This window comes from Laedolimicola ammoniilytica (genome assembly GCF_025567165.1).
GTDB classification, from domain to species: Bacteria; Bacillota; Clostridia; order Lachnospirales; family Lachnospiraceae; genus Laedolimicola; species Laedolimicola ammoniilytica.
The window spans coordinates 53,682-79,216 of sequence record NZ_JAOQKC010000012.1; the positions used below are offsets into that span (position 1 = coordinate 53,682).

The 25,535-nt window shown below is 46.8% G+C and carries 35 protein-coding genes; 32 read left to right on the forward strand and 3 right to left on the reverse strand.

Annotated elements, in window-relative coordinates; genetic code table 11:
* Positions 1-82 precede the first annotated feature (82 nt).
* From OCV63_RS10125 to OCV63_RS10185, 13 genes are all read left to right on the forward strand, one after another.
* Positions 83-430 (forward strand): hypothetical protein, encoded by a 348-nt coding sequence (locus OCV63_RS10125; RefSeq protein ID WP_158363708.1) that lies wholly within the window; start codon positions 83-85, stop codon positions 428-430.
* Positions 372-1,379 carry a tubulin-like doman-containing protein gene (locus OCV63_RS10130; RefSeq protein ID WP_262670785.1) on the forward strand — a complete coding sequence of 336 codons (1,008 nt, stop codon included), beginning with the start codon at positions 372-374 and terminating at the stop codon, positions 1,377-1,379. The genes OCV63_RS10125 and OCV63_RS10130 overlap by 59 nt, the downstream gene beginning before the upstream one ends.
* A gap of 11 nt (positions 1,380-1,390) precedes the next feature.
* Positions 1,391-2,335, forward strand: a complete 945-nt coding sequence (locus OCV63_RS10135; protein ID WP_158363710.1) for a DUF4373 domain-containing protein — start codon at positions 1,391-1,393, stop codon at positions 2,333-2,335.
* 13 nt (positions 2,336-2,348) lie between these two features.
* The gene (locus OCV63_RS10140; protein WP_158363711.1) at positions 2,349-2,618 is read left to right on the forward strand and encodes a hypothetical protein; all 270 of its coding nucleotides are present in this window, start codon (positions 2,349-2,351) and stop codon (positions 2,616-2,618) included.
* A complete protein-coding gene (locus tag OCV63_RS10145) occupies positions 2,615-3,070 on the forward strand; it encodes a hypothetical protein (RefSeq protein ID WP_158363712.1) in 456 nt (151 codons plus the stop codon). Before OCV63_RS10140 ends, OCV63_RS10145 begins: the two co-directional genes overlap by 4 nt.
* Positions 3,067-4,548, forward strand: a complete 1,482-nt coding sequence (locus OCV63_RS10150) for a hypothetical protein (RefSeq protein WP_158363713.1) — start codon at positions 3,067-3,069, stop codon at positions 4,546-4,548. Before OCV63_RS10145 ends, OCV63_RS10150 begins: the two co-directional genes overlap by 4 nt.
* Positions 4,545-4,808 (forward strand): hypothetical protein, encoded by a 264-nt coding sequence (locus OCV63_RS10155; RefSeq protein ID WP_158363714.1) that lies wholly within the window; start codon positions 4,545-4,547, stop codon positions 4,806-4,808. Before OCV63_RS10150 ends, OCV63_RS10155 begins: the two co-directional genes overlap by 4 nt.
* A 13-nt stretch (positions 4,809-4,821) precedes the next feature.
* Entirely contained in the window at positions 4,822-5,388 is a 567-nt protein-coding gene (locus tag OCV63_RS10160; RefSeq protein WP_262670786.1) for a hypothetical protein, read from the forward strand.
* Entirely contained in the window at positions 5,381-5,662 is a 282-nt protein-coding gene (locus OCV63_RS10165; protein ID WP_158363715.1) for a hypothetical protein, read from the forward strand. The genes OCV63_RS10160 and OCV63_RS10165 overlap by 8 nt, the downstream gene beginning before the upstream one ends.
* Positions 5,659-6,096 carry a single-stranded DNA-binding protein gene (locus tag OCV63_RS10170; RefSeq protein WP_158363716.1) on the forward strand — a complete coding sequence of 146 codons (438 nt, stop codon included), beginning with the start codon at positions 5,659-5,661 and terminating at the stop codon, positions 6,094-6,096. Before OCV63_RS10165 ends, OCV63_RS10170 begins: the two co-directional genes overlap by 4 nt.
* 17 nt (positions 6,097-6,113) lie before the next feature.
* Positions 6,114-6,515, forward strand: coding sequence for a hypothetical protein (locus tag OCV63_RS10175; protein WP_158363717.1), 402 nt, complete (start codon positions 6,114-6,116; stop codon positions 6,513-6,515).
* A gap of 296 nt (positions 6,516-6,811) precedes the next feature.
* A complete protein-coding gene (locus tag OCV63_RS10180) occupies positions 6,812-6,985 on the forward strand; it encodes a ribbon-helix-helix domain-containing protein (protein ID WP_158363718.1) in 174 nt (57 codons plus the stop codon).
* Between the two features lie 120 nt (positions 6,986-7,105).
* Positions 7,106-7,807, forward strand: a complete 702-nt coding sequence (locus OCV63_RS10185) for an ORF6N domain-containing protein (protein WP_158363719.1) — start codon at positions 7,106-7,108, stop codon at positions 7,805-7,807.
* Positions 7,808-7,865: 58 nt separating this feature from the next.
* Here OCV63_RS10185 and OCV63_RS10190 read toward each other — a convergent pair whose 3' ends face one another.
* Both OCV63_RS10190 and OCV63_RS10195 read right to left on the reverse strand, forming a co-directional pair.
* Positions 7,866-8,054 (reverse strand): helix-turn-helix transcriptional regulator, encoded by a 189-nt coding sequence (locus tag OCV63_RS10190; RefSeq protein ID WP_158363720.1) that lies wholly within the window; start codon positions 8,052-8,054, stop codon positions 7,866-7,868.
* A gap of 223 nt (positions 8,055-8,277) precedes the next feature.
* On the reverse strand, positions 8,278-8,406 hold the full coding sequence (locus OCV63_RS10195) for a hypothetical protein (protein WP_262670787.1): 129 nt from the start codon (positions 8,404-8,406) through the stop codon (positions 8,278-8,280).
* Positions 8,407-8,480: 74 nt separating this feature from the next.
* On the opposite strand from OCV63_RS10195, the gene OCV63_RS10200 reads away from it, so the two are divergent.
* From OCV63_RS10200 to OCV63_RS10290, 19 genes are all read left to right on the forward strand, one after another.
* A complete protein-coding gene (locus OCV63_RS10200) occupies positions 8,481-8,786 on the forward strand; it encodes an HNH endonuclease (RefSeq protein ID WP_158363721.1) in 306 nt (101 codons plus the stop codon).
* Between the two features lie 103 nt (positions 8,787-8,889).
* Positions 8,890-9,231, forward strand: a complete 342-nt coding sequence (locus OCV63_RS10205; RefSeq protein ID WP_158363722.1) for a hypothetical protein — start codon at positions 8,890-8,892, stop codon at positions 9,229-9,231.
* Positions 9,224-10,873, forward strand: coding sequence for a terminase large subunit (locus OCV63_RS10210; protein ID WP_158363723.1), 1,650 nt, complete (start codon positions 9,224-9,226; stop codon positions 10,871-10,873). Before OCV63_RS10205 ends, OCV63_RS10210 begins: the two co-directional genes overlap by 8 nt.
* A gap of 2 nt (positions 10,874-10,875) precedes the next feature.
* Positions 10,876-12,060: a phage portal protein gene (locus OCV63_RS10215; protein ID WP_158363724.1), complete on the forward strand. Its 1,185-nt coding sequence runs from the start codon at positions 10,876-10,878 to the stop codon at positions 12,058-12,060.
* Positions 12,047-12,679, forward strand: coding sequence for an HK97 family phage prohead protease (locus OCV63_RS10220; protein WP_262670788.1), 633 nt, complete (start codon positions 12,047-12,049; stop codon positions 12,677-12,679). The genes OCV63_RS10215 and OCV63_RS10220 overlap by 14 nt, the downstream gene beginning before the upstream one ends.
* A gap of 2 nt (positions 12,680-12,681) precedes the next feature.
* Complete coding sequence (locus OCV63_RS10225) at positions 12,682-13,872, forward strand: phage major capsid protein (RefSeq protein ID WP_158363725.1); 1,191 nt, start codon at positions 12,682-12,684, stop codon at positions 13,870-13,872.
* A 10-nt stretch (positions 13,873-13,882) separates the two neighbouring features.
* Positions 13,883-14,161: a head-tail connector protein gene (locus tag OCV63_RS10230; protein ID WP_158363726.1), complete on the forward strand. Its 279-nt coding sequence runs from the start codon at positions 13,883-13,885 to the stop codon at positions 14,159-14,161.
* A complete protein-coding gene (locus OCV63_RS10235; protein WP_158363727.1) occupies positions 14,154-14,456 on the forward strand; it encodes a phage head closure protein in 303 nt (100 codons plus the stop codon). Before OCV63_RS10230 ends, OCV63_RS10235 begins: the two co-directional genes overlap by 8 nt.
* A complete protein-coding gene (locus OCV63_RS10240; RefSeq protein ID WP_158363728.1) occupies positions 14,453-14,839 on the forward strand; it encodes an HK97 gp10 family phage protein in 387 nt (128 codons plus the stop codon). The genes OCV63_RS10235 and OCV63_RS10240 overlap by 4 nt, the downstream gene beginning before the upstream one ends.
* Positions 14,839-15,150, forward strand: coding sequence for a hypothetical protein (locus OCV63_RS10245; protein ID WP_158363729.1), 312 nt, complete (start codon positions 14,839-14,841; stop codon positions 15,148-15,150). Before OCV63_RS10240 ends, OCV63_RS10245 begins: the two co-directional genes overlap by 1 nt.
* A gap of 5 nt (positions 15,151-15,155) precedes the next feature.
* Entirely contained in the window at positions 15,156-15,719 is a 564-nt protein-coding gene (locus OCV63_RS10250) for a major tail protein (RefSeq protein WP_158363730.1), read from the forward strand.
* Positions 15,720-15,722: 3 nt separating this feature from the next.
* Positions 15,723-16,103 carry a hypothetical protein gene (locus tag OCV63_RS10255; protein WP_158363731.1) on the forward strand — a complete coding sequence of 127 codons (381 nt, stop codon included), beginning with the start codon at positions 15,723-15,725 and terminating at the stop codon, positions 16,101-16,103.
* A gap of 8 nt (positions 16,104-16,111) precedes the next feature.
* Positions 16,112-16,297, forward strand: coding sequence for a hypothetical protein (locus OCV63_RS10260; protein WP_262670789.1), 186 nt, complete (start codon positions 16,112-16,114; stop codon positions 16,295-16,297).
* A gap of 5 nt (positions 16,298-16,302) precedes the next feature.
* Positions 16,303-18,621, forward strand: a complete 2,319-nt coding sequence (locus OCV63_RS10265; RefSeq protein WP_158363733.1) for a phage tail tape measure protein — start codon at positions 16,303-16,305, stop codon at positions 18,619-18,621.
* The gene (locus OCV63_RS10270; RefSeq protein ID WP_158363734.1) at positions 18,618-19,322 is read left to right on the forward strand and encodes a hypothetical protein; all 705 of its coding nucleotides are present in this window, start codon (positions 18,618-18,620) and stop codon (positions 19,320-19,322) included. The genes OCV63_RS10265 and OCV63_RS10270 overlap by 4 nt, the downstream gene beginning before the upstream one ends.
* On the forward strand, positions 19,319-21,445 hold the full coding sequence (locus OCV63_RS10275) for a phage tail spike protein (protein WP_158363735.1): 2,127 nt from the start codon (positions 19,319-19,321) through the stop codon (positions 21,443-21,445). The genes OCV63_RS10270 and OCV63_RS10275 overlap by 4 nt, the downstream gene beginning before the upstream one ends.
* On the forward strand, positions 21,442-22,650 hold the full coding sequence (locus OCV63_RS10280) for a BppU family phage baseplate upper protein (protein ID WP_158363736.1): 1,209 nt from the start codon (positions 21,442-21,444) through the stop codon (positions 22,648-22,650). Before OCV63_RS10275 ends, OCV63_RS10280 begins: the two co-directional genes overlap by 4 nt.
* A gap of 402 nt (positions 22,651-23,052) precedes the next feature.
* On the forward strand, positions 23,053-23,544 hold the full coding sequence (locus OCV63_RS10285) for a phage holin family protein (RefSeq protein ID WP_262670790.1): 492 nt from the start codon (positions 23,053-23,055) through the stop codon (positions 23,542-23,544).
* Position 23,545: 1 nt separating this feature from the next.
* The gene (locus OCV63_RS10290) at positions 23,546-24,304 is read left to right on the forward strand and encodes an N-acetylmuramoyl-L-alanine amidase (protein WP_262670791.1); all 759 of its coding nucleotides are present in this window, start codon (positions 23,546-23,548) and stop codon (positions 24,302-24,304) included.
* A gap of 861 nt (positions 24,305-25,165) precedes the next feature.
* On the opposite strand, the gene OCV63_RS10295 is transcribed toward OCV63_RS10290, so the two are convergent.
* Positions 25,166-25,535 (reverse strand): hypothetical protein (locus OCV63_RS10295; protein WP_262670792.1); only part of this gene is annotated, 370 nt, incomplete at its 5' end.

Genomic DNA, 25,535 nt, shown 5'->3' on the forward strand with positions numbered 1-25,535 from the left:
GTAAGAGAGATTAAGAGAAAATAAGACCTTTTAAGAGGAAATAAGAGAAATTAAGAGGAAATCAGAAAGCGAGGTGAGCGGGATGCAGTTAAGCCGGACACATTTCATCATTTTATCCTGCCTGGTGCAGGATGAAGCAACCAACAATGTCAATGCCATGACGCTGAAGGAAATGCAGGAATCCCTGAAAGCGATGGGATACACCTACAATTCATTTTACAAAGCGGCGGAAACGCTGCGGGCCTACGGCTATCTGAAGCTGGGGCTTTCAGTAGGAAACAGCAAGTCCTACTACATAACCGAGGAAGGGAAACAGGCATTAGAATCTATTAAAAACGGAGGAAACGAGGATGGTAAAGGAGATTGGATTTGTGGCGATAGGACAAGCTGGTGGGAACATAGGGGCGCTCCTGGAGAAGCGGGGACATGATGTATTCTTCCTGAATACGTCGGAAGAGGATCTGAACCTGCTTTCCAATTCATTGCATAAATATCACCTGAAAGGGGGCGAGGGCTGCAATAAGGACAGGAACAAGGCCAAGAAGCTGCTGGCGGCCAACGTGGATGAAGTGCTGCGTCAGGTGCAGGACGTAATCCGGCAGAAGATCGTTTTTGTGATATTTTCATCCGGAGGCGGTACCGGTTCCGGTATGGGGCCGCTGATGGTGGAGCTCCTGCAGCAGGAATGTGCCAAGCAGGCCGGAGCAGTGGTAGTTCTTCCGGGACATACGGAGACCGTCAAGGCTCACTGCAACGCCTATGAGTGCGCCAAGGAGCTGGCGGATATACAGGATATGGCTGCCACGTTCTTCCTGGACAATGACACCAGGCCGAACAAGCTCCGGATCAATGAGGTATTCGTGGAGCTCTTTGAGAGTTTCCTGAAGGTACCGGAGCACACCAGTGTCCGGGGCAATATCGACCGGGCAGAGGTCAAGGAAATGCTGACTACCAGCGGGGCGGCGGTGATCCAGAAGCTTGTGAAGCAGGAAAGCACCACGGCGAAGCTGATTGACAGTCTCCACAAGAGTATCTTTGCACCTTATGAGCAGGACAAGGCTATTCGGTACATAGCCCTCTCGGCAGCAGGAGACATCCAGACGGAGGCTCTGGAGCGGGAGTTCGGCGTAGTGCTGGACGCCTTCCAGACCTACGATGCACCGGCTACGGTGTGCTGCTTAAGTGGTCTCAGCTATCCGTTCACCCGGATTCTGGAGATCCGCGACAAGGTGAAAGAGAACCAGAGCGCTATCCTGGAGAGCGCCAAGGCCGTGACGGTGAATAAGCTGTCAGAGGATATCGACCTGTTTGGCGGCTTAAGTAAGCCGGAACCGGTTCGGAAGACAAGCTCCAGGGATTTATTGAAAAAGTATTTATAGGGGGGTAAGATATGGCCGGACAGGGACTTGAGTCCGTTGCTTGGCCTGTGGATCTTTTCGAAAACGAGAAGATCCGGAAGCTCCTGGCTGTGCAGGGTACGAAGGGATTTTATATCTACATGTACATCTGCCAGAAGATTTTCCGTGAAAAAGGGTATTACTGCGATTGGTGCTGTGCTGACGGTGTATCTATTACGCGTGAGATGTGCTGCTGTATTGGTGCCGGGGCCGTCGAGGAGACGGTTAATCTCTGCTTGCAAATTGGTGTTTTTGACAAGATGCTGTTTGACAGGTGGGGAATCCTTACGAGCAGTGATATACAAATACAGTTCTATATGGCTTCCGGCGGTGAAGTCGGAAAAATTATAGAAGATTATTGGCTTTTGCAGAAATGTGATAAATGCAAGGGTTTGTTAAAGTCACCCTTTTTTAAGGAATCAGGGGTAAACAGGTCAACAAGGCGGGCTAATAAAGTAAATTATATATATAAATTAAATAATGATGATGATGATCTTAAAAGATCTACAGATCATATTTTTAATAATAATAAAAAGATAAATAACAGATCTGATCTACCATCATCATCAAATATACACAGTGTAAATAATATAATAGGCCGGGTGTTCCTGGCTGATGGCACGGAATATCAGGTAACGGTAGAACAGGAGCAGCGCTTCCGGACGGTGTATCCGGATATTGATGTAAAATCACATCTTTTGCAGATGCAGGAATGGTCTAAAAGTAATCCGGAGAAGCGTCCATCTCGAAAGAATGCGCTGAGGTTCATCAATGGCTGGCTTGGGAGGAACCAGAAGGACATGGAGCAGGCCAGGGCGGTATCTAAGGATAAAGCAGCAGGCCGGACGGCAGCAGGAGCTCCGCCGAATCGGTTCCATAACTTCAAGGAGCGGGAATATGACATGAAAGAGTTGGAAAAGCAGTTTGTCAATAGATGAGGAGGGCTGAAGAATGACGGAGCAGGAGGTTATGAAGCATAACAACATGGGAACAGCGTATTGTACGTTATCCCAAATCATGTTGGCATTGTGCCACAGCAAAACGATAGAGGAAGCAACGAAGTTTGGCCAGAGGTATATAGGGTATCTGAAGGCGTGCGAAGATTTTGGAATACTGCCACAGGAAGATATTGAAGAAATGGAAGGCGATATCTCAACTGTGGCATCTCTGCAGATTGTAAAGCTGGAGTGGGAAGAGAAGTTGAGGAGAGTGAGAAAATGAAGAAACAGGGCAAAAAAGGTGACTTAGCAAAGTATAGGACAGTCATGTACGGCAAACTTGCCGATATGGATGCAGATATTCTGGGTAGCAAGACGGAAGAGGAGGTTATACGAAAAAGTGAAAAAAAGAGAGGATATGTCCAGGCATGTGCCGATATGGAGCTTATGAATGCCGAGATAGCAGATGCTCATGTGCGAAATGTACAGGTATTAGAAGAAAAGCGAATAAAGGCGCTTCGTAATGATGGCATAGATCGTCCTGAAAAAGCGATAGTCTGGAAAGTAAAGGTCCTGGGAGATAAGACAGTGGACGTATATAAGTGCCCGAGGTGTAAAAATCCATGTGGTCCTACATGGAAAGGAAATATGACAGAGTATAAACGATGCGGTTTTTGTGGTCAGTTAGTGGATATGCGGGAAACGATAAAAAAGTCTGGGGAGATGGGAAAATGAATGAGATAAAAATTACATTCCAGAGTATCTGCCAACTCATCCAGGAGAAGCAGTTGAACATGGCCGAGAACTATGTGGCAATTGGCTATTATCTCCGGAAGGCCAGGGAAGCGGAGCTGTACAAGGACGGTGGTTATGCCTCTATCCACGAGATGGCAGCAGGAGAGTTTGGTATGGCCAGGCAGACGGCAGATCATTGTATGAAGATCAACGAGAAGTTTTCCGAGGGTGGCGATAGTCCTGCTCTGGAAGAGTCCTTCCGGAAATATGGCAAGAGCCAGCTCCAGGAAATGCTGTATCTGACAGATGAGCAGCTGGAGGACGTTCGGCCGGAAATGACGGTGAAAGATATCCGGAATATCCGGAAGCCGGTAGAAGAGCCTGTGGAAGCACTGGAGCCCAAGCCAGAACTGAGGCAGGGAAGGAAGCCGACGGAAGAAGAACGGGATATCCTGGACGAATTGGCCAGAAAGCTGATTCGCACATATGAAGATTGGATGCTGAATGATTTTCAAGCTAGAGTATCAAATGTGAGGAAAAGTTATCGAGCTTTGTGGGAAATGCTTGGAGACAGAAGGTGTATTTGGTTTTCAGGAAAAAACGGTACATATCAAGCAGAGTTATTTGAGGATTACGTACAGCTGAGGGAGGAACATGACGGGTGCCTGGGAAATATCGAGCCATCCTATCTGGCCAATGCTATTCAGGAAATGTGGAACGAAGTAGCTTTTGAAGATATCAGAGCAGAAATACAGCAGGCCAGGGCTGAACCGGAAGGATGCTCGACGTCGAGCGAAGAACCGGAAGAAGAGCCGGAGGAGCAGATTCCCGGACAGGATTCCATCGAAGAACATCCGGAATGGCTTCCGAAAGATTATGAAAAGCCGAAGCCGCCAATCATCGAGGGAGAATGCCGGGAAGTGCAGCAGGAGGAAGAGACAGAAGAGTGCTCGACGTCGAGCATGGCGGAAGAGGAACTGTCCGATCTGGATATCCTGAAAGATAAACTGGAGCGGGAAAAGAGATTACTTGGTATCGCTTTGAAGACTATAGGAGCAGAGGATAGGCACACAAGGCAACAGAAACTTGTGGTGAGTGCTCTGGCAGCTGCAGTGTGTGACTTGGAGAATGCTGAAATACCTGCAGAAGAACCAGTACAGCCGGAACTCCCGATACTGAAGAATAACGAACAGCGCAAGGAATGGCTGCGGAACTATAAGGAGTGGGGGCTCTGGTACGAGGACAAGCACATTGGAGCAAAATATTACAAATACGATTTTCAGAACGGCGCCTGCCTGATAGCAGAGACGTATGAACAGAAAATCTGCGGAAGAATGCATGAAAGCAGTTACCTGCATCTGATAGGAGCTCCGAAAGACACGGCTGGTGCAAATAAATGGACTGTGCATGAACAGTATAACAGATTCCCGAATAGTGAGACGGAGCTGGTAGAATTTTTAAAGGAGTTGCAGAGATGACAGTAAAAGAAATGAAAAGGTTCCTGGACAAGTTTCCGGAGGAACAGGATGTCGTTGTGATAGCTGTCCGGCCGCAGGCACGAAAAAAATATAATGTCACCGGCCTGGTAATGCTTACAGAACTGGCCTATCCGGTCATTGGTGTGGAGTTGGGAGCGGCGCATGAGTTTGATGAGCAAGAGAGAGCATGTGCAGAAGCGGATGAGAGAACAGCACAATGGTCAGAGCATTTTAAAAACCGGTTTAATCGGATTGTATAGGGAGGAGAATCTTATGAAAAGTGTTGAGCAGACAATAATAAATATTTCTAAGGGCAATCCTGGATGTATGCAGTTTTGTTTTGAGTTATTTGAGAAAGGAGGGTATGAAGCGCTCCTCATGCTTGCAGAGACTGGACTGACAGGCAGCAGGGCATATCAGCTATGGAACGACTGTTGTAGCAGAGACGTGGAAAAAGCTATCAAGGTGCTTCGGTATAGAAGAGAGGACCGGATCACAGAGAAAGAATTGAAGGAACATGTTTATCAGCCATGGGGGAAGCCATTTGACTTGGAAGAAATTAAAAAGAGGGAAGCTGTAAAACCAGAGGGCGGTTTTTTGAAAGAAAGATATGGGATGGTGCTGATTAGAAAGACACCTGAAGGCACTTGCCCCATGTGTGCGGTGAAACATGATCCGGCTCAACCTCACAACCTTCAAAGTCTTACATATCAGTATAAATTTTATGACGAGCATGGAAGATGGCCAACCTGGGAGGATGCAATGGAGCATTGTACCAAAGAGGTACAGCAGTTCTGGATCCAGTCATTGAAGGAGAGAGGGGTGGAAATTGATGAATAGACGGCAGGCAAAGAAAAAGTATAAAAAAGTGTATGGACATAATCCGCCGACAGTGAGAAAGCAGTTGTATGAATTGCAACGGACGTTCCATGAAGCAGCTGAGGCCATAACAAGTGTAAACAAATCTTTATATAACTTGTTAGATATAACGACACAGAATATTTTGAAAATGAAAGCACAGCATCAGGCAGAGGCAGGGCCGGACGTGCAGGTGGAAGTGGCAATGATGTTGTCAAAGAAAAGGAAAGATGGAAAGAGGAGGAAGCGTAGATGAACAAAGTAATACTGATAGGGCGTTTGACCCGCGATCCGGATATAAGATATACGCAGGGGACAGAGCCCATGTGTGTGGCACGGTATGCGCTGGCGGTGGACAGGCGGTATAAACGGGAAGGGGAGCAGACGGCAGATTTTATTAACTGTGTAGCCTTCGGAAAGAATGGGGAATTTGTAGAGAAGTATCTGGTGAAGGGCACAAAGGTAGCTGTTGTTGGCCGGATCCAGACCGGAAGCTATACAAACCGGGAAGGACAGAAAGTGTATACCACGGATGTGGTGGTGGAGGAGCATGAGTTCGCGGAGTCCAAAAAGGCAGCAGGAGAGACAGCAGACAGTCCGGGCACATCGGCAGCAGGATTCGGGGAGCCGAATGCAGACGGCTTCATGAATATTCCGGACGGAATCGATGAGGAGCTGCCGTTCACTTAATGAGAGGGGTGTGAGCAATGACACGGAAAGAACTAAATGGGTACATAAGATATAAGCAGGAGATAAAGCTCCTGGAGACAGAACTGGAGGAAATGAAGAATACAGACGCCGGACTGGGGAATGATACGGTGTTTGATTATCGTTCCGGATATCCAAAACCTCAAAGTGTGGTTGGATTTGATGAAAAAAAGTATGAAAATCGAAAAAAGAGACTTGACAAGCGAGTTCGTCAAATTCGGGAAATTGAGGACTGGATCGAGAAAATTGAAGATACAGAAATCAGATTAGTATTTCAGCTCAGATATTTTGAAAATCTGTCCTGGGTCAAAATTGCTGATAAAACCGGGCATTCCGGGCGTCCTGATTATGTGAGGATTGTATTGAGAGACAGATATCTGGAAAAAAATTCGATAAAATAATAAAATTGTTCGTTCAGTTCGTTTTGTTCGTTTTATAATAAGAATGAGCCAGAGGGCCAAGCGGGTTCCCATAGCCAGCAAGGCCCAAGGCTCCGGTGTCTGATTACACCTTACCAAACCTCTCCAGATATCAAAGCACCGGGCAGCCAGGAAAAGACCTGAAGCTGACCGGTGCTTTCTGTATGCCATTTTCCGGCGGTTGAAACCCAGACCGCCGGACCTCCTCGAAAAAACTCTTGACTTTTGTGTTACCAAATGATATTATTTATGTGTAACCAAAAGAAAGGAGGGTAGGGATGTCACCAAGAACAGGTAGACCAACTGATTCACCTAAAAGACATGATACCAGGATAAGGATGTCGGATGAAGATATAGAGATTTTAGAGTATTGTTGCAAAGCAACAGGAAAATCTAAAGCAGATGTGATAAGAGATGGAATCAGGGAAGTCTATGCCAAGATAAAAAAATAGAGATTCACCCACCAGCCAAAGTAGTTTGAATCTCTATAAGGGAAGAAGTTATCTTCTGTAAATATTATAATGCAGATGGTGACTTCTTTCAAGAACCAAATTTGAAAGGAGGACTTATTTATGCAGTTACCACGGGTAGTGGAAATAAAAGGTATCCGGGTTCTCACCACGCACCAGATTGCAGAATCCTATGAGGTTAAAGAGATCCAGATAAGCCAAAATTTTAAAAATAACAGACAGCGGTTCATTGAAGGCAAACACTACATATCTCTTTCAGGCGATGAATTAAGAGCATTTAAGAACCAGTTAGAAAAAATCGAAGTGGTCAAGTCAAGAACATCGCATCTGTATCTTTGGACGGAAAAAGGTGCTCTGCTCCATGCCAAGTCTTTAAATACGGACAAAGCATGGCAGGTATATGATTACCTGGTAGATTTCTATTTCAGAATAAAAGAAGAAAAGTCTATTCTGACAAGTACAAAGCCAGAAGAAAAGGAGCTCTTGGAAATAGATAATCCTATCCGCGTGTTCCGGGAACTGATGGAGTTGGCGGAATGTAGAGGGATAAAAGTCCAGTCAGCAACGTTACAGGGATACAAGAGCAGGTTGAAAGATGACAAAATTGCAATAAAAAACAATCTTTCGATGAATCAGGTTATTTTTGAATTAGCTTATGAGCTTTCTCATGCAATTATCCATGACAAATGTGGGAATATGTTGGATAAAGAGGATTGGGATAAATACCATCAGCGAGCATGGAGAGCAGCATTTATGCTGATTGAGGCTTTAAGCATAAAAGTGGCATGGGGTAAAGGTAATTAAAGAGATAAAATGATGGCCGAGCGGCAGCAGGAGATAAAACCTACTGCCGCTCATTCTACTACGGAAAAGTTCGCCCTGCCAGCTCATCCAGCGAGACTTCCAGAACGTCGGCCAGCTTGATGGCAGTGTCGAGTTTACAGTTATCATTCTTCTCAATATCCTGAATGGTACGCCGGGGCACGCCGGACAGCTCCACAAGCTGGGGAACAGACAGACCTTTCTGCAGGCGCAGTTCTTTTAATCGCATGAGTGATTCCTCCTCTTGCAGAGAATGTAGAGGACGGTGGCAAGGAGCCAGGCAATCCATTTGATGAAATCAAAAACGGTAGGTGAGTAAAATTCACCACGGAACCCTTCAACGAGGAAGAGAACAAACAGAACCAATAATACAACACGATATATTTTCATAGTTACAAAACGAATGAATGTGGTATAATGAGAGAGAAGAGGAAGGGGCCGAAGCCCCATTCCTACTTCTTCTTTTTCTTAGACCTTTTGGATTTGTTCTTGAACGTCTTGACTATCAGGCAGATGGCGGTGACGATTGCAAGAGCGGCTTCCGAAAGGTCTTTGATTATCTCGCTTATCTCGGAATTCATTCGCTTTCCTCCTTTCCTTTAATGTAATTATATTATAGCACGTTTTAACGTGCTGGTCAAGGGAAATATATGAAATGGCAAAAGAATATGCAAAGAGTTTTTACAAGTCGAAAGCTTGGCAGCACTGTCGCAATGAATATGCAAAGAGCGTCAACTGGCTTTGCGAGGATTGTTTGGAACAGGGAATATATAAGGCGGGAGAGATTGTACATCATGTTATTGAGATTACACCGGAGAACATCCATGATCCAATGGTAACTTTGAACTGGGATAACCTGCGGCTGGTATGCCGGGAATGTCATGCGGAAAAGCACGGCGAGAAAATAAAACGATACAGCGTTGATGAATACGGATTTGTAAAGACAAGGGACGGCAGATAGCCCCCCTTATGCACGGGTGAAAATAGCTTTATGGAGACCGGGCAGTGGAGGTTGATTTTCCTCTCCGGGGTGCGCAGGAATTTTTTTGGAAAGGAGGCCCGACATGGCAGGAAAAACGATAACTTATAACAGTTTGATGGAAATGGCTCGTAGATATCAGGTGGATGAAAATGAATTGTTTATCGCGGCGGCCAAGCAGTTTATGATACAACGCAATGTGATATGCAAGATAGAAAAGCAGATCAAAGAGGATGGAGGCCTCGTATCTTCCAAGGAATATGTGAAGGGCCGTGAAAACATCTGTGCCCATCCGCTTGTGAGAGAACTTCCAAAGCATGCGGATAGCGCAAACAAGACCATGGCAGTGATGTTGGATATCATCAAGACCTTTGGAAAAGAACCGGTACCGAAGGGAAAGCTGCAGGAGCTGTTGGCGGATGAATAATTTTATACTGGAATATTACCAGGGCATACAGGATGGCTCTATCGTAGTCGGGAAATGGATAAAACTTTTTTATGAATATATTATAAAAGGGCTGGAAAATCAGTCCTTTTATTTTAACCAGAAAAGGGCAAATAAGGCTATCCGGTTTATCGAAAACTTTTGTCATCATTCAGAGGGAAGAAATGATTTGCTGAAGCTGGAACTGTGGCAGAAGGCAACTATATCGGTTATTTTCGGAATCGTAGATGAAAAAGAAATCCGGGTATTTCGAGAGGTTCTGATTGTAGAGGGGCGTAAAAATGGAAAGACACTGCTTGCATCCGGAATCATGGAGTGCTGCGTTTACACAGATGGAGAATATGGTGCAAAGGTGTTCTGTGTAGCTCCAAAGCTGGACCAGGCGGATCTGGTATATTCAGCATTCTGGCAGACAATTGAGGCAGAGCCTGAATTGATGGCAATCACGAAAAAGAGAAAGTCGGACTATTACATTGAGAGCACCAACAGCTCCGTGAAGAAAATTGCTTTCAACGCTAAGAAATCAGATGGTTTTAATCCACATCTTACCATTTGCGATGAGATTGCGTCCTGGCCGGGAGTTCAGGGCTTGAAGCAGTACGAGGTTATGAAGTCGGCGCTTGGAGCCAGAAAACAGCCACTGATTGTGTCCATATCCACTTCCGGATATGAGAATGAAGGGATTTATGATGAATTAATCAAGAGGAGCACACGCTTTTTACTGGGGGATTCCAGAGAAAAGCGTCTGGCTCCTTTTTTGTACATGATTGATGATATCCAGAAATGGAACGACATCAATGAACTGCGGAAAAGCAATCCGAACTTGGGTGTGTCAGTGTCGGTGGACTACCTGTTGGAAGAGATTGCGATTGCCGAAGGAAGCCTGTCAAAGAAAGCAGAGTTCCTGACGAAGTACTGCAACATCAAACAGAACAGTTCTCAGGCATGGCTAGCGACGCAGGATATAGAGAAGATTTCAGGAGAACATCTGGATCTGGAGGACTTCCGGAACAGCTACTGCGTGGGCGGCATCGATCTGTCCAGAACTACAGACCTGACGGCCTGCCTGGTTGTGATTGAAAAAGAGAGGCTACTGTATGTATTTGCAAAGTTCTTTATGCCGGCTGAAAAGATAGAGGAAGCGACGGCAAGGGACGGCCTTCCCTACTCTGCGTATGTGCAACGGGGATTGCTGCAGCTGTCCGGGGACAATTTTATTGATTATCGTGACTGTTATACCTGGTTTTGCCATTTGGTAGAAGACTACCAGATCTATCCGTTACAGGTAGGATATGACCGGTATACGGCCCAGTATTTGGTTCAGGATATGAAGCAGTACGGATTCCACATGGATGATGTGTTTCAGGGATATAACCTGACACCGGTAATCAGAGAGACGGAGGGTACGGTTAAAGATGGAGTATTCCGGATAGGGGATAATGATTTACTGAAAATACATCTGCTGAATGCGGCTTTGAAAACAGAGGCGGAGAGCGGCAGAAGCAAGCTGGTGAAGCTGGGGCAGTATGAGCATGTGGATGGAACAGCAGCGCTTTTGGATGCTATGACGGTGCGCCAGAAATGGTACGCAGATATTGGTGAACAGCTGAGAAATGAGGAATAAACATGGGACTTTTAACAAAAATATTTGGAAAAATGCGAGCGCCGCAGGGGAGCGGACAGGGATACTTCACCACATTCGACGGTTATACGCCGGTATTTACTTCCTGGGGCGGAGAAGTGTACGAGAATGAACTGGTCAGGGCGGCGATTCATGTACGGGCTACACATGTGAGCAAGCTGTCCGTACAGATTCAGGGTAGCGCAAAACCGAAATTGCAGACACGGCTGCGGACAGGGCCGAATGAATGGCAGACCTGGAGCCAGTTTATGTACCGGCTTTCTACCATACTGGATATTCAGAACACGGCCTTTATCACACCGGTGTTGGATGAATTCGGTGAGACAGTAGGAATTTATCCGCTGGTGCCATCCATGTGCGAGATTGTGCAGTACGCTGGAGTTCCATGGCTCCGGTACCGTTTCCGAAATGGTGAGACTGCGGCAATCGAAATGCAGAGCTGTGGAATTATGACCAAGTTCCAGTATCACAGTGATTTCTTCGGAGAGAGTAATGCAGCGCTGCGTCAGACCATGGAATTAATTGATGTGCAGAACCAGGGGATTGGCGAGGCAGTAAAGAACTCGGCGACATTCCGGTTCATGGCTCGCGTCAATAATTTCGCCAAAGATACCGATTTGGCCAAGGAGAGACAGCGGTTTTCAAAAGAAAATCTGAAGGGAGAGGGCGGGGTGCTGCTCTTTCCGAACACCTACACGGATATTCAGCAAATTAAGTCTACGCCTTATGTGGTGGATGCAGAGCAGAAGAAAATCATTCAGCAGAATGTATTTAATTACTTCGGAGTGAATGAGGATATCCTGCAGAACAAAGCATATGGAGATTCCTGGTCTGCATTCTACGAGGGCGTATCGGAGGCATTTGCTATCCAGTTTTCAGAAGTGGCGAACAAAATGCTTTTTACAGACCGGGAACGCGCAGCGGGCTCTTTGGTGATGGCCACAGCCAACCGGCTGCAGTATATGTCAAATAAGGACAAGCTGAACGTGTCGGCCCAGATGGCAGACCGCGGCATCATGAACCGGGATGAAATTCGGGAGATCTGGAACCTGCCACCGCTTCCAAACGGACAGGGACAGGCCTACACGATTCGCGGAGAATATTACCTGTTGGGAGTAGATGGCTCGGTACAGAAGAAAGGAGACGATCTGACAAGTGGAGCAGAATAAGAAAAATATGGAGAAAATGGAAGCTGGCCGTGAATATCGCGCCATGCAGATGGAAATTCGGGAATCAGACGAAGGAAAGCTTCTGGTAGAAGGGTATGCGACAACTTTTAATGAACCTTATACCTTATATGATGGCCGATATTACAAAATCATCGAACAGATTGACTCACATGCTTTTGATGAGTGTGATATGTCAGACGTGATTATGCAGTATGACCATGAGGGCCGGGTATTCGCAAGAAATAAGAATGGAACCCTGGAACTGTCTGTGGATGACAAAGGTCTGAAAATCAGAGCAAACCTTGGTGGCACGGAGATTGGTAAACAGCTGTATGAAGAGATTAAAGGCGGGTACACGGACAAGATGTCCTTTGGATTTACAGTAGGCGAGGACAAAAAGGAATATGTGATGGATTATGAAAATGATGTGGAAACATGTACCCGAACCATCACGAAGGTAAAGAAACTTTTTGATGTCAGCGCGGTGAGCCTTCCGGCCAACGACATGACGTCAATTAGTGCCCGAAGATTTTCTGACGGAGTGATCGAGAAAATCAAAGCGGAGAGACTGGAAAGGGCAAATAGAATCAAAAAAATTAAAATTATGATGGAGGTATAACCATGAAGAAAATCGAAGAAATGACAGTAGAGGAGTTGAGAGCCCGGAGAGCGGAAATCCGTACCGAGCTGGAGAAGCCGGATGCGGATCTGGATGCTCTGGAGCAGGAGGCAGCTGCGATCTCTGAGAGAATGCAGGTTTTTGAGAAGGAAGAGCGCAGAAAAGGAATTGCGCAGGCTGTGGCCGAGGGCGCAGGGGAGCAGAGAGAAAACCCGATGAAGGAAGATGCCAGAACCGTCCGGGCGAATGAGTTTGTAAAGACTCATCGTATGTCGGTGAAGGTGGAGGAGACAAGAGCACTCTTGGTATCCGGCGGTAAGCTTGCGACGCCGACCGAAGTGTCCGGTATCAACGATAAGCAGGGAGCAAAGTATTCCAGTATCGTGGATATGGTCTCTATCGTAGATTGCGGCGGTATGGGAAAGAACCGTGTTGCCTACGAGAAGAAAGAGGCGGAAGCGGCCGATGCGCAGACAGAAGGTCAGAGTGCAACTACAAAAGAAGGTGAGTTTGGATATATTGATATTGCGCCAACATCGGTGGCGGTATTGGCACAGATCTCCAAGCAGGCCAAGAAGCAGAGTCCGCTGAACTATGCCGGAAAGGTGCAGGAACATGCGGTTGGCTCTCTGAGAAAAAAGACTTCTGCGTTGATTATCGAGGCTATGAAAGCTTCCGCACTGAATACCACAATCGATGCGACAGTGACTGGCGGAAAAGGCGTGATTGATGAGAAGACACTGCGTAAAATCACCCTGAATTATGGCGGTGATGAGTCTGTCATTGGAAATGCGGTGTTGTTTCTGAACAAGAATGATTTGATTGCGTTTGGAGACATCCGCGGAACCAATGAGAAGAAAGCAGTGTATGAGATTAATCCGGATCCGGAGAATCCGAATACCGGAATCATTAAGGATGGTGGACTGTCTGTCAGATACTGCCTGAATAATAACCTGACTGCTTGCTCCGGAACCGCGCAGCAGGCAAGCTCCGGTGAGGATGTACTGACCATGTGTTATGGAAATCCGAAGTGTTTTGAGCTGGATCTGTTCAGTGATTATGAGATTGCTGTGTCTGAGGACTTCGCGTTTGATAAGCTCATGGATACCATCCGTGGCGACGTGGAGCTCGGCGGCGACGTAGTTGTGCAGGACGGATTTGTCTTTGTAAAGATTCCGAAGAAAACAGCGTAGGAGGTAAAGCATGCTGAACAAGGTAAAGCTGGCGCTGCGGATCAAGACAGATGCATTCGACAGTGAGATTGAAGGACTGATTGCTGCGGCGCTGTCTGACCTTGCGTTGGCAGGTGCCAGCCAGCAGCAGGAGGACGATCCGTTGATTGTACGTGCTGTCATTACATACTGCAAAACCAACTTCGGAGCTCCGGATGAATATGACAGACTGAAGAAATCCTATGATGAACAGAAGGCACAGCTTATGATGGCAACAGGCTATACCGACTGGGGTGAATCAGATGGATAGATCAGAGATAGCGGTTCTGATAGGAAAAACTTATAAAGAAGATGCTATTGGTCAGCGTATTGCGAGTGAAACCAAAAGAGAAGTGTTTTGCAGTATCGGGAGCATAAGCGGAAGTGAAAAGCTGGAAGCCGGCCGGAATGGAATTACCGCGGAATACAAGCTGAGCATGTTTCAGCCTGATTACCAGGGAGAGGAAATTGTGGAGATTGCCGGACGCAGATATGCTGTGTATCGGACTTATCAGGCCAGAAATGACACGATGGAATTATACCTGGAGGTAAAAGCAGGCGCATGAAAGTAAAGGCAGATCAGCTGGCAGATGCGGTGATGGATGAACTGTTGGCATATAGCCAGGAAGTGACGGATGAGCTCAAAGAAGCTGTGACGGAAGTGACCGAACAATGCCTTGCAGATATTAAGCAGAAAGCACCGGTCAGGAAAGGAAAAAAGAGCGGGGCCTACAAGCGGGGCTGGAAGGCAAAGAAGGCATTTGAGAGCAAGGAGGATATCCGTTTTGTGATTCATAATCCAAAGGAATATCGGCTGGCGCATTTGCTGGAATTTGGTCATGCGAAGGTCAATGGCGGACGTGTACCGGGCTTCGCACATATTCTTCCGGCAGAGCAGAAAGCGGCGGTTGCGCTTGAAAACAAAGCAAAGGTGGCGGTGAAAAAATAATGGAATTACAGGAATTGAAGGAAAAACTGGAACAGACCGGCTTTCCGGTTGCGTATTATTCGTTCCCGGAAAATGAAGCTCCGCCGCTGCCATTTATCTGCTACCTGGTAACGGGAAGCGATAATTTTGCTGCAGATGGCGTAGTTTATGACAAGGCACTGCAGATTCAGATTGAACTGTATACACGGGGAAAAGATTTGCAGGCGGAGGAGAGTGTGGAGGTAGCACTGTCCGAATTTGTATGGAACAAGACAGAAAGTTATATTGATTCAGAAAAATGCTATCAGATAGCGTATGAAATTGAGGTGTAAAGAGTATGAGCAATAAAGAGAACAAAGTTCAGTTCAATCTGAAGAATGTGCATTATGCGATCCTGACACCGGGTGATACCCCCGAATGGAGCACACCGGTGAAGGTTCCCGGGGCCGTGACATTGACTCTGGATCCGAGTGGTGATGTGACCCCGTTTTATGCAGACGGCGTTATTTTCTATAATTCTGTGGCAAATAACGGATATACCGGAACACTGGAAATGGCAAGATTCCCGGATAAGATGCAGCAGGAAGTATGGAAGATGGAACTGGGGGATACAGATAAGGTTCTGGTTGAGAATGCCAATGTAGAACCCAGTTCTTTTGCATTACTGTATCAGATTGATGGAGACAAGGATAACCAGTATTACTGTCTCTATAACTGTACAGCGGCGCGTCCGGGCGTTGGTAGTACGACCAATACAGAATCCAAGACGCCGCAGACACAGAGTGCGTCTATTTCTGCAGCGCCGCTGGAAGACGGCAGAGTCCTGGCCAGAACGACAGCAGACACTCCGGCGGAGACCAAGACAGGATGGTTTACGAAGGTGTTTGAGCGGGAGGTATAAAGGATGGAGAGAACGATCACAGTTGATGGAAAAGAAGTGAAAATGAGGGCTTCGGCCCTCATCCCGCGGTTATACCGATTCAAATTCGGAAGAGACATGATTCGCGATCTGGCGCAGCTGAAGAAAAATTTTGAAGCTGTGACGAAGGACATGGGAGACGCTTCGGAAGATGAAAAAAAGGAAGCTCAGCTGACAGTAATGGATTTGACCGTGTTCGAAAACACGGCCTGGTTGATGGCAAAGCATGCAGATGCCAATATCCCGGACGATCCGGATGAATGGCTGCAGGGCTTTGAGATGTTTTCCATCTATGAAGTCCTTCCGCAGATTCTGGAACTGTGGGAAGGAACGAACAGAACCACGGCAATTTCTAAAAAAAAATGAGGCCTACGGTGCGTGAAAGCACCGGGGCTATTTTTATGCTGCGGTGCGCTCAGCTGGGGCTTCATACGGAGGACCTGGCGCAGATGTCAATGGGAATGGTTTATGACATGCTGATAGAACGCGGGAATGACCAAGAGGAATATCCGATTCAGGCTACACAGGAAGATATCTATGCATTCTTCGGGAAGGGGTGAGCGAAGTGGCAGCAGGAAGAATCAAAGGAATAACGGTTGAGATAGGCGGAGATACGACAGGTCTGTCGAAAGCGCTGCAGTCTGTAAATAAACAGATACGGGATACGAAAGGCGATTTGCGGGATGTGGAACGGCTGTTAAAGCTGGATCCGGGAAATACAGAACTGCTGGCACAGAAACAGCGTCTTCTGGGGAATGAAATAGCCTCGACAAATGACAAGCTACAGACCTTACGTACAGCGGCGGAGCAGGCCAATGAGGCTCTGGCCAAGGGCGATATATCGCAGGAACAGTATGATGGACTCCAGCGGGAAATTGCAGAAACGGAGCAGCAGCTAAAGGAGCTGGAGAAAACAGCAAAAGAATTTGGCAATGTGCTTTCACAGCAGTTCAAAGTAGCTGGGGAAAAGATGAAGGAAGTCGGAGACAAGGTCTCTGATGTGGGAACCAAGATGCTTCCTGCGACAGCTGCGATTGCAGGAATTGGAACGGCGGCAGTAAAAACGACTGCGGATTTTGATTCCGCAATGTCCAAGGTTCGAGCGTTGTCCGGAGCAGGTGAAGAGGATTTCCAGAAGTTAAGAGATACAGCACTGGAAATGGGTGAGAAGACGGCCTTCTCTGCAAGTGAAGCGGCGGATGCATTGGGCTACATGGCTCTGGCCGGATGGGATGCGGAAAAGTCCACAAAGGCGCTTCCGGGAGTGCTGAATCTGGCAGCAGCGTCAGGTATGGATTTGGCGAAGGCGTCCGATATGGTAACGGATTATCTGTCAGCATTCGGCATGGAGGCCGATAAGGCAGCTTATCTCAGTGACATCCTTGCATATGCCCAGGCCAACAGTAATACCAGCGCAGAACAGCTGGGAGATGCTTATAAGAATTGCGCGGCGAATCTCCATGCAGCCGGTCAGGATGTGGAGACGGTGACGAGCCTTCTGGAAGCTATGGCGAACCAGGGAACCAAAGGCGGAGAAGCTGGTACTGCGCTGGCAGCCATCATGCGTGATATCACTCAGAAAATGGATAAGGGCGCAATCAAGATTGGAAAGACAACGGTTGCAGTACAGGATGCAAGCGGAAATTTCCGAGACCTTACAGATATTTTGAAAGATGTGGAGAGGGCAACTGATGGACTTGGAAGCGCGGAGAAAGCTGCAGCCTTGTCCGCAACCTTTACTTCGGACTCTACAAAGGGACTGAACCAGATCTTCACGGAAGGTGTAGACACCATAGCCGGATATGAGGAGGCTTTGCGCGGCAGCCTGGGAACCGCCAGTGAACAGGCGGACGTCATGCTGGACAACCTGAACGGCCAGCTGACGCTGCTGAAATCCGCGGTAGAAGGAGCGGCAATCTCCATAGGAGAGACCCTGACACCTATGATATCGAAGCTGGTGAAATGGATTCAGAACATGGTGGATTGGTTCAATGGACTGGATGACAGTCAGAAAAATATGATTGTAACGATCGGACTGGTGGTAGCGGCCATTGGCCCGCTGTTGATCATCATTGGAAAAGTGATATCGCTATGTGGAACGGTGTCAACTGCAATGAGCTTTCTGGCCGCGAATCCGATTGTACTGCTGATTGCCGGCATAGCGTTACTGGTAGCAGCGCTGGTTGGACTGGTGGGAAAAGTAGCGCAAAGCGGGGATGAGATGCAGAACAGGTTGCAGCAGTTCGATGATTTTCTGCAGGGAATTTTTGCGCGAGACTGGACGCAGGTGTTTGGCCCGGTGCTTGGGACAGCGTTGAATGCATTTTTGGCCAACGTGAGCAATGTCTGGAACGCTGCCAAACAGATCCTGGATGGCATTATAAATTTTATACGCGGAGTATTCACCGGAGACTGGGAGCGGGCCTGGACAGGGTTGCGTCAAATTGTTTCGGGTGTGTTCGGAGGCCTGGGAGCTATCGTGAAAGTACCGCTTAATGGCGTGATTGCCATGCTGAACGGAATGTTGGAAGGCGTGAACTGGGTGATCCGGAAAATCAATGGAATATCTTTTAAAAATCCGTTTACAGGAAAAAGATATGATTTTAATCTTCCGACAATCGGGAATGTACCTTACCTTGCGAAAGGTGGAGTTCTGTCGCAGGGAAGCGCAGTGGTAGGTGAGGCTGGACCGGAACTGCTGACGATGACCGGAAGCAGCGCGGTAGTGCAGCCGCTTACCAAGGCAACGACGAATAATAGTTATATGGGCGGTTTGACGGTAAATGTGTATGGGGCGCCTGGACAGAGTGAGGAGGAACTTGCTGAACTGGTGGCTGAAAAGATTCAGGATGATGTGGACAAGAAGGGAGCTGTGTTTGCATGACAGGATATCTGGTATTTGGCGGAAAGTGCAGCAAAGATTTTGGAATCTATGTGTCCGGAAGTGGGACATTTAATGCTCCGGAAAGAGATGTGGAGAGAATCGAGATCCCAGGAAGGAATGGGGAGCTTGTCATAGACAGCGGGCGATTTAAAAATGAATCCGTGTCATATCCGGCATTTATCCGGACTGCGTTTCGAAGCAGCGCCGACGCAGCCAGAGAATGGCTGCTGTCTTATCCGGGTTATAGACGCCTGGAGGACAGCTACAATCCGGAGTATTTTCGGGTGGCGAGTTTTACGGGACCACTGGATTTTGATACCCGATTCCTGAATCTATCCGGAGAGTGTGAACTGACATTTAACTGCAAGCCGCAGAGGTATCTGCTCAAAGGAGAACAGATCCTGTCGGGAAATGAGGCCATGGAACTGTACAATCCAACCGGATTTGCAGCGAAGCCGCTCATCCGCGTGTATGGGAGCAAGGGCACGCTGCTGGCCGGTGGGATGCAGATGCAGCTGAAAACGATTGACGGGTATGTGGATATAGACTGCGAGACAGAAAATGCATACAAGGGTACAGAGAACTGCAATGCCAATATTTATGCTCCCACGTTTCCAGAGCTTCCTGAGGGGAAAACGACAGTAAGCTTTGAAGGAAATATTGAAAAGATTGAGATCAAGCCGAGGTGGTGGACGATATGATACCTATATTATATGAACCGAAAACAAAAAAATTTGATAGCAATGGAATAGGGAGGCTGTCGGATGCAGTCTCCTGTACTGTGACGGAGGCCAGAAACGGGGAATATGAGCTTGAAGTACAGTATCCGATTACCGGAGCGTATTACGAAGAGATTAAGCTGGCATCCGTGATTTTGGCACAGCCCGGAGATGGACGCGAGGCGCAGCCGTTTAGCGTTTACAAGATTTCAAGGCCAATCCGCGGGATTGTGACGGTATATGCACAGCATATCAGCTATCAGATGTCATATATTCCGTGTACGCCTTTCAAAGCGAACAGTGTTACAGATGCGCTTGCGGGACTGAAAAATAACGCTGCGGAAGAGTGTCCGTATGAATTCTGGACAGATAAAACGACAGGAGGAAATTTTGAAGTAACGGTACCCAGCAGCATACGCTCCAGATTGGGCGGAGTAGAGGGCTCTATCCTGGATGTATATGGCGGGGAATATGAATTTGACATGTTTACAGTGCGGCTCTGGAAAGCTCGGGGAGCGGACAAGGGAGTGACATTGAAGTATGGGAAGAATATCACCGATTTGAAGCAGGAAGAGGCCATATCGAACACGATCACCGGCATCTATCCGTATTGGACAGATGGTCAGGGAAAGCTGGTGACATTGCCGGAAAAGATCCTGACATCAGATACGGCGGAGAAATTTCCTTACCCCAGAACCATACCGGTAGATCTCACGTCAGATTTTGAGGAACAGCCGGATGTAGATGCTCTGCGAGAGGCAGCGTATGCCTACATGAACAGCCACGATATAGGAGTACCGACAGTCAGCATTGATGTGTCTTTTTATCCCATAGAGCAGGCAGAAGGGGAAAGCATGGCACAGCTGCAGGCAGTACAGTTGTGCGATACTGTGACGGTAGAATATGAAAAGCTCGGAGTAAAGGCGACTGCAAAGGTAATCAAGACAATCTATAATGTCCTGAAAGAAAAATATGACAGTATTGAAATCGGAGAAGCGAGGACTTCACTGGCAGATACAGTGGCAGCACAGAAAAAGCAGCTGGCAGAGGTGGCATCTCCCGGTTTCCTGGATGCGGCCATTGCCAATGCGACCGGCTGGATTACCGGAGTGAACGGCGGATATGTAGTTATGCATAAGAACGCGGAGGGACAGCCCTATGAGATTTTAATAATGGATACACCGGATATCGAGACGGCCACAAAGGTTTGGAGATGGAACCAGAACGGATGGGGATATAGCTCTAATGGGTATGCAGGTCCGTATAAGCTGGCAGCTACGATTGACGGAGCCCTGGTGGCGGATTTCATTACGGCCGGAACCATGCTGGCCAACCGGATCAGCGGAGGAACATTGACCCTCGGGGGAAACGGGAATGGAAATGGCGTGTGTCGGGTGCTGGATGCAAATGGAAAGACAGTTGTTACGTTGAATAACGGGGGCTGCGTTATTAATGGTGGAAAGCTTGACCTCGATAATGTTGCACAGTGGTTTGCAGGGGTGAAAGTATCGGATGGTGACGAAGTAACTGCATCGGTGGTTCCTGGCGGTGCATGGGCCTATAATGTATATAATGAATATTCGGCCATAGAACCGGCAATGGTACATGCGGGAACGATGTCAGGCAACACACCAGAAAGTGGATTTTCGCCGAAAGCGATGCTTAACTGTAATGGAAGCATCGTTTCAACCTACGCGTACGAACATACAGATTCAGGGAGTCCCAATATGGTGGTATGGACTAATGGATTGTTTTTACGTTCTGCATCATCCAGCAGAAGATACAAGGAAGATATTACGGAAGATATACCTGATAGTATGAATCCGGATAAATTGTATGAAATCCCTGTAAAGGTGTTCAAATATAAAAAAGGATATTTACATGAGGGCGACAGGAATGAAGGACGGGATAGAATAGGCCTGATTGTGGAGGATGTAGAAGAAATTTATCCGGATGCGGTGAACTATGATGAAAATGGCGAGCCTGAAATGTGGAATGACCAAATTTTGATTCCGGCGATGTTGAAATTAATACAGGAACAGAATAAGCGTTTAAGAAAATTAGAGGAAGCGGTGACAGGAACTGTAAGGGAGGAAAAGGCATGAAAACATACTATGATATAACTGTTGATTTGTATGACCTGTATCCTTTGAAAAAAATAGAAGCTCAGCAAAATAATATTGGTCGTGGAGCACGTATAACGCTTACTGCGGGTGGGCTGGTACTGGGGCTGGATGGGGAAAGCGTCACGATGTGGGCTAAAAAACCGGATGGGACAGTATCTTATCTGTCCTGCAGTGTGGTGGATGGAAAAATTCAGGCAGATTTTACGAGCCAGATGCTGGCGGTACCCGGAGACGTGCAGGTAGAACTTAGGCTAGTCAATGGAGAGGAAAATATCACAACTCCTATATTCTCGGTACATGTGAGAAAAAGTAATATAGATGATAGCGCAGCAGAGAGCACAAATGAATTCACAGCGCTTGCAAGCATGGTGGCCGAAGTGAACGAAATGAAGAAAACTGCATTGAAGGGCGATCCGGGAGAAGCGGCAACGCTAGAGATTGGTACCGTGGAGGCGTCAGAGCCCGGCAGTGCTCCGAGCGTGACGAATTCCGGAACAGCTCAGGAAGCAATACTGAATTTCATTCTTCCCCGAGGTCAGACCGGGCCAGAGGGACCGGCAGGCCAGACACAGATACATTTTTCGGCGGCGGCAGAGTTTCCAGCAGCAGGAAACAGTACCATGCTGTACGTAGATAATACGGTCAGCCCAGCCATTATCTATACATGGACAGGAAATGCATATGTACAGGCATCTGCAGATATCAGTACGGTGATGGCCATGCTGGCAACGCCGTATGATCCGGATCAGGATTACACCGCAGGGCAGTATGTCACATATAATAAACAATATTGGAAGTTTACAGCGACAAAATCTGCTGGAGCGTGGGATGTCAGTAAGGCTGTAGCGACGAACGTTGGGACAGAGCTTAGTTCGGTAAATGCGAATAATGATATTAAAAGTATACAATTGTACCTTGGATATTGTGTAGTGTACAAAAGAAATGGCATAGTCACCATAGTTGGAGACTCATCGGATTACCAGCTAGAAGCTGGCAAATACATAGCCTTAACAACGCTTCCAGAGGGATATCGACCACCCAAAACTATGTATATACCGGTTAATAACTTAGGTGGAACAACGGCTATATTTGGCAGAGTTGAATCGAACGGCATTATATCATTGTACGCAACCGGAGTGACGAGCTACTGGGCTTATAGTTTCTCATTTGTGCAAATGTATTAATCCAATATAATGATTTTTAAATTTGTCTGTAGTATAGCACTCTGAAACTGCTACTATATCGGTACGATAATGAAAGATCTTTTGAATCTTTATCGTAGGTAGCTGTTATTGTCGCTTCAGCACTTGTGCCACATATGTTATTTAATTCTACATTTCCGTCATTGAGCATAATTCCAAAGATTGATGTCCCATACCCGCCAATCGTTCCATAGACTATCAGGGCTTCATACTGTTCTACATTATGCACCACAGCAGAGTTTTCGCCTGCAACGTACACGGCAGGCGCACACTTCGCATTTACCGCACTAATGGAGAAACAAAAATTAAATAAAACCCATAAACATGGACCATTTTCGCAGCTTTACGAAAATGGTCTTTTCAAACTCAAAAAGGAGAAAAAACATGAATGAAATGAACAAAATTATGGACACTTACAATCTGGTAGTTGGCGGCATCGTGACGTTGCTTGCAGCTATTTTCGGAAAGTACTGGTATCTTTTTGCCATCTTCCTGCTTCTGAATTTGTTTGATTATGCCACAGGCTACATGAAGGCGCGAAAATTAAAAAAGGAAAGCAGCTCCGTAGGCCTGGCCGGTGTCGTCAAGAAACTTGGATACTGGATCATCATTGCAACGGCTTTCCTGACGGCATATGCGCTTACAGCTCTGGGAGAAGATATTCTGAATATTGATCTGTCATTCCTGGCGCTGCTGGGCTGGTTCACGCTGGCCTGCCTGTTGATTAATGAGGTCCGCAGTATCTTGGAAAATCTGGTAGAGTATGGTCTTGATGTGCCGTATGTACTCATTAAGGGACTGGCCGTGACGGAGCGGCTACTGAGTGAAAAAACGGACACCGTGATGGGAACGGACGAAAAGAAGGAAGGTGAATGATATGGCATATAAATATAAGCAGAATCTCGCAAATAGAAAGAATTATGGCGGCAGGAGAAGTCTTGCCGCCATCAAGTATATCGGTCTCCATTATACAGGTAATGACGGGGATTCTGCCGATGCAAACGCAAATTATTTTAAGAAGAATATCGTAAAAGCATCGGCTCACTATTTTGTGGATGATACTTCGGTTGTTCAGTCAGTGCCTGATGATCATGTGGCGTGGTCCGTGGGAGGTAAAAAATATGCAAACTGCGCCAAGACCGGTGGCGGTACTTTCTACGGGAAATGCACAAACACAAACAGCATTTCCGTGGAGCTGTGTGATACAGTGAAGAACGGAAGCGTATATCCGTCAGCAAAGAGTATTGAAAATGCACTGATTTTGGTGCGGAAATTGATGAAGAAGTATAATATTCCGGCTGCCAGAGTCATCCGGCATTTTGACGTGACCGGGAAAGCCTGCCCTGCTTACTGGAGCGGAACACCTGCGAAAGATGCATTGTGGAAGAAAGAATTTCATGATAAGCTTTCCGAAAATGTCTTGGAGACACCTTCAGCTTCTGCTGGGAAAACTGATTACAAGGTAAAAATCACAGCCAGTTCATTGAATGTGAGAAGCGGGCCGGGAACATCTTATAAGACTGTCACTTCCGTAAAAAAGAATCAGGTGTACACCATCGTGGAAGAAAAAGGAAGCTGGGGGAAGCTGAAATCTGACGCTGGATGGATTTCTTTGGCATATACAGTAAAGTGCTAAGAAGTATTACGGTATGGTTAGAACAGACGCCTGTCTTGTAAATTTAGTACGATTGATTATAGCCCCGGATCGCTCCGGGGCTTATTTAAAGGAACGGTTGTTTGGTAAATGCGAAAACTGAATTAAAATTGGACAGCTCTAGAATTGTATCTACTCATGATGGAAGCTTTCCGGCACTTGTAGAAAACGATCAAGTATGGCTTGTTGTAGCAAATAGAATCAGCATAACAGATTCTGGAGTGTGGGTCGTTGCTATGTATAATAGAGCTGTGTATACATATGAAATATCAAGCGCTTCTTCATTAACTATTCATACAAATGAGCAAGGCACGGTATATATTCGATATGGATCTGGCGACAATAACGCTGTCTATGGAGGTGCGATTCGACTATGTTAAGTTCACATTTGTTAGCTCATAGAAAGCTATGGTATATGTCTGCGCTACATCTGACACTATATACCATTTGCCATTACTGTCTTTGAATACCGTTGTTTGATGCTCTAGCGTGTTGGATTCTCTAACAATGACTGGTATTGCATATTGGACACCGTCTGCACCATTAATTTCTACATGTGTGTTCGCAATCGAATTAACCTCGTACAGTTTGCGATAAGTCTCAGTTTTATTCGCATTTACCGAACAAATGTTTTAGAGAAAGCCAGTGCGTGGCACTGTTCATAGGGCATGGGGATACCCCATCAAGCATTTTAGGCATGGGTAGCACCCAGACACTGCTTGCTATATCTGATAAAGATAATTATACTATCTATATAATGCTGTTTTCAAACAAACATTCTTAATGTATAACATCATGGTTTCTATTCATACAAACCATGATGTTATACATAAAGGGTAAAAATCAAAACCGCATATGCACCTGCAGTTCAAATGGCGGCGTAGACCAGCCGCCGTGCCTGCGGTCGGTGGTTCCCTGGAGAGCGCGGATGGAAGCAGGGCGGGAGTAATCAATGCGTTCTATGACAGCCTTCAGGTATTGATTTTTTAGGGAAACCGGTATGGTGTCATCTTGTAGCGCACGCAGCGCGTCCGACAGACGGGTGATTTTGTCCTGGATTTCATCTGCAGTATCGGGGGCAGCTTCCCGGGCAGCGTCCAGGGCAATCTGGGCCGCCTGTTTATTTTTCTGAATTCGTTCATTCAACTGGTCGAAGATCTCCTTCGGCATCTCCCCATCAGCGTACTTCTCCCATTGGCGCAGCTCTTTCTGC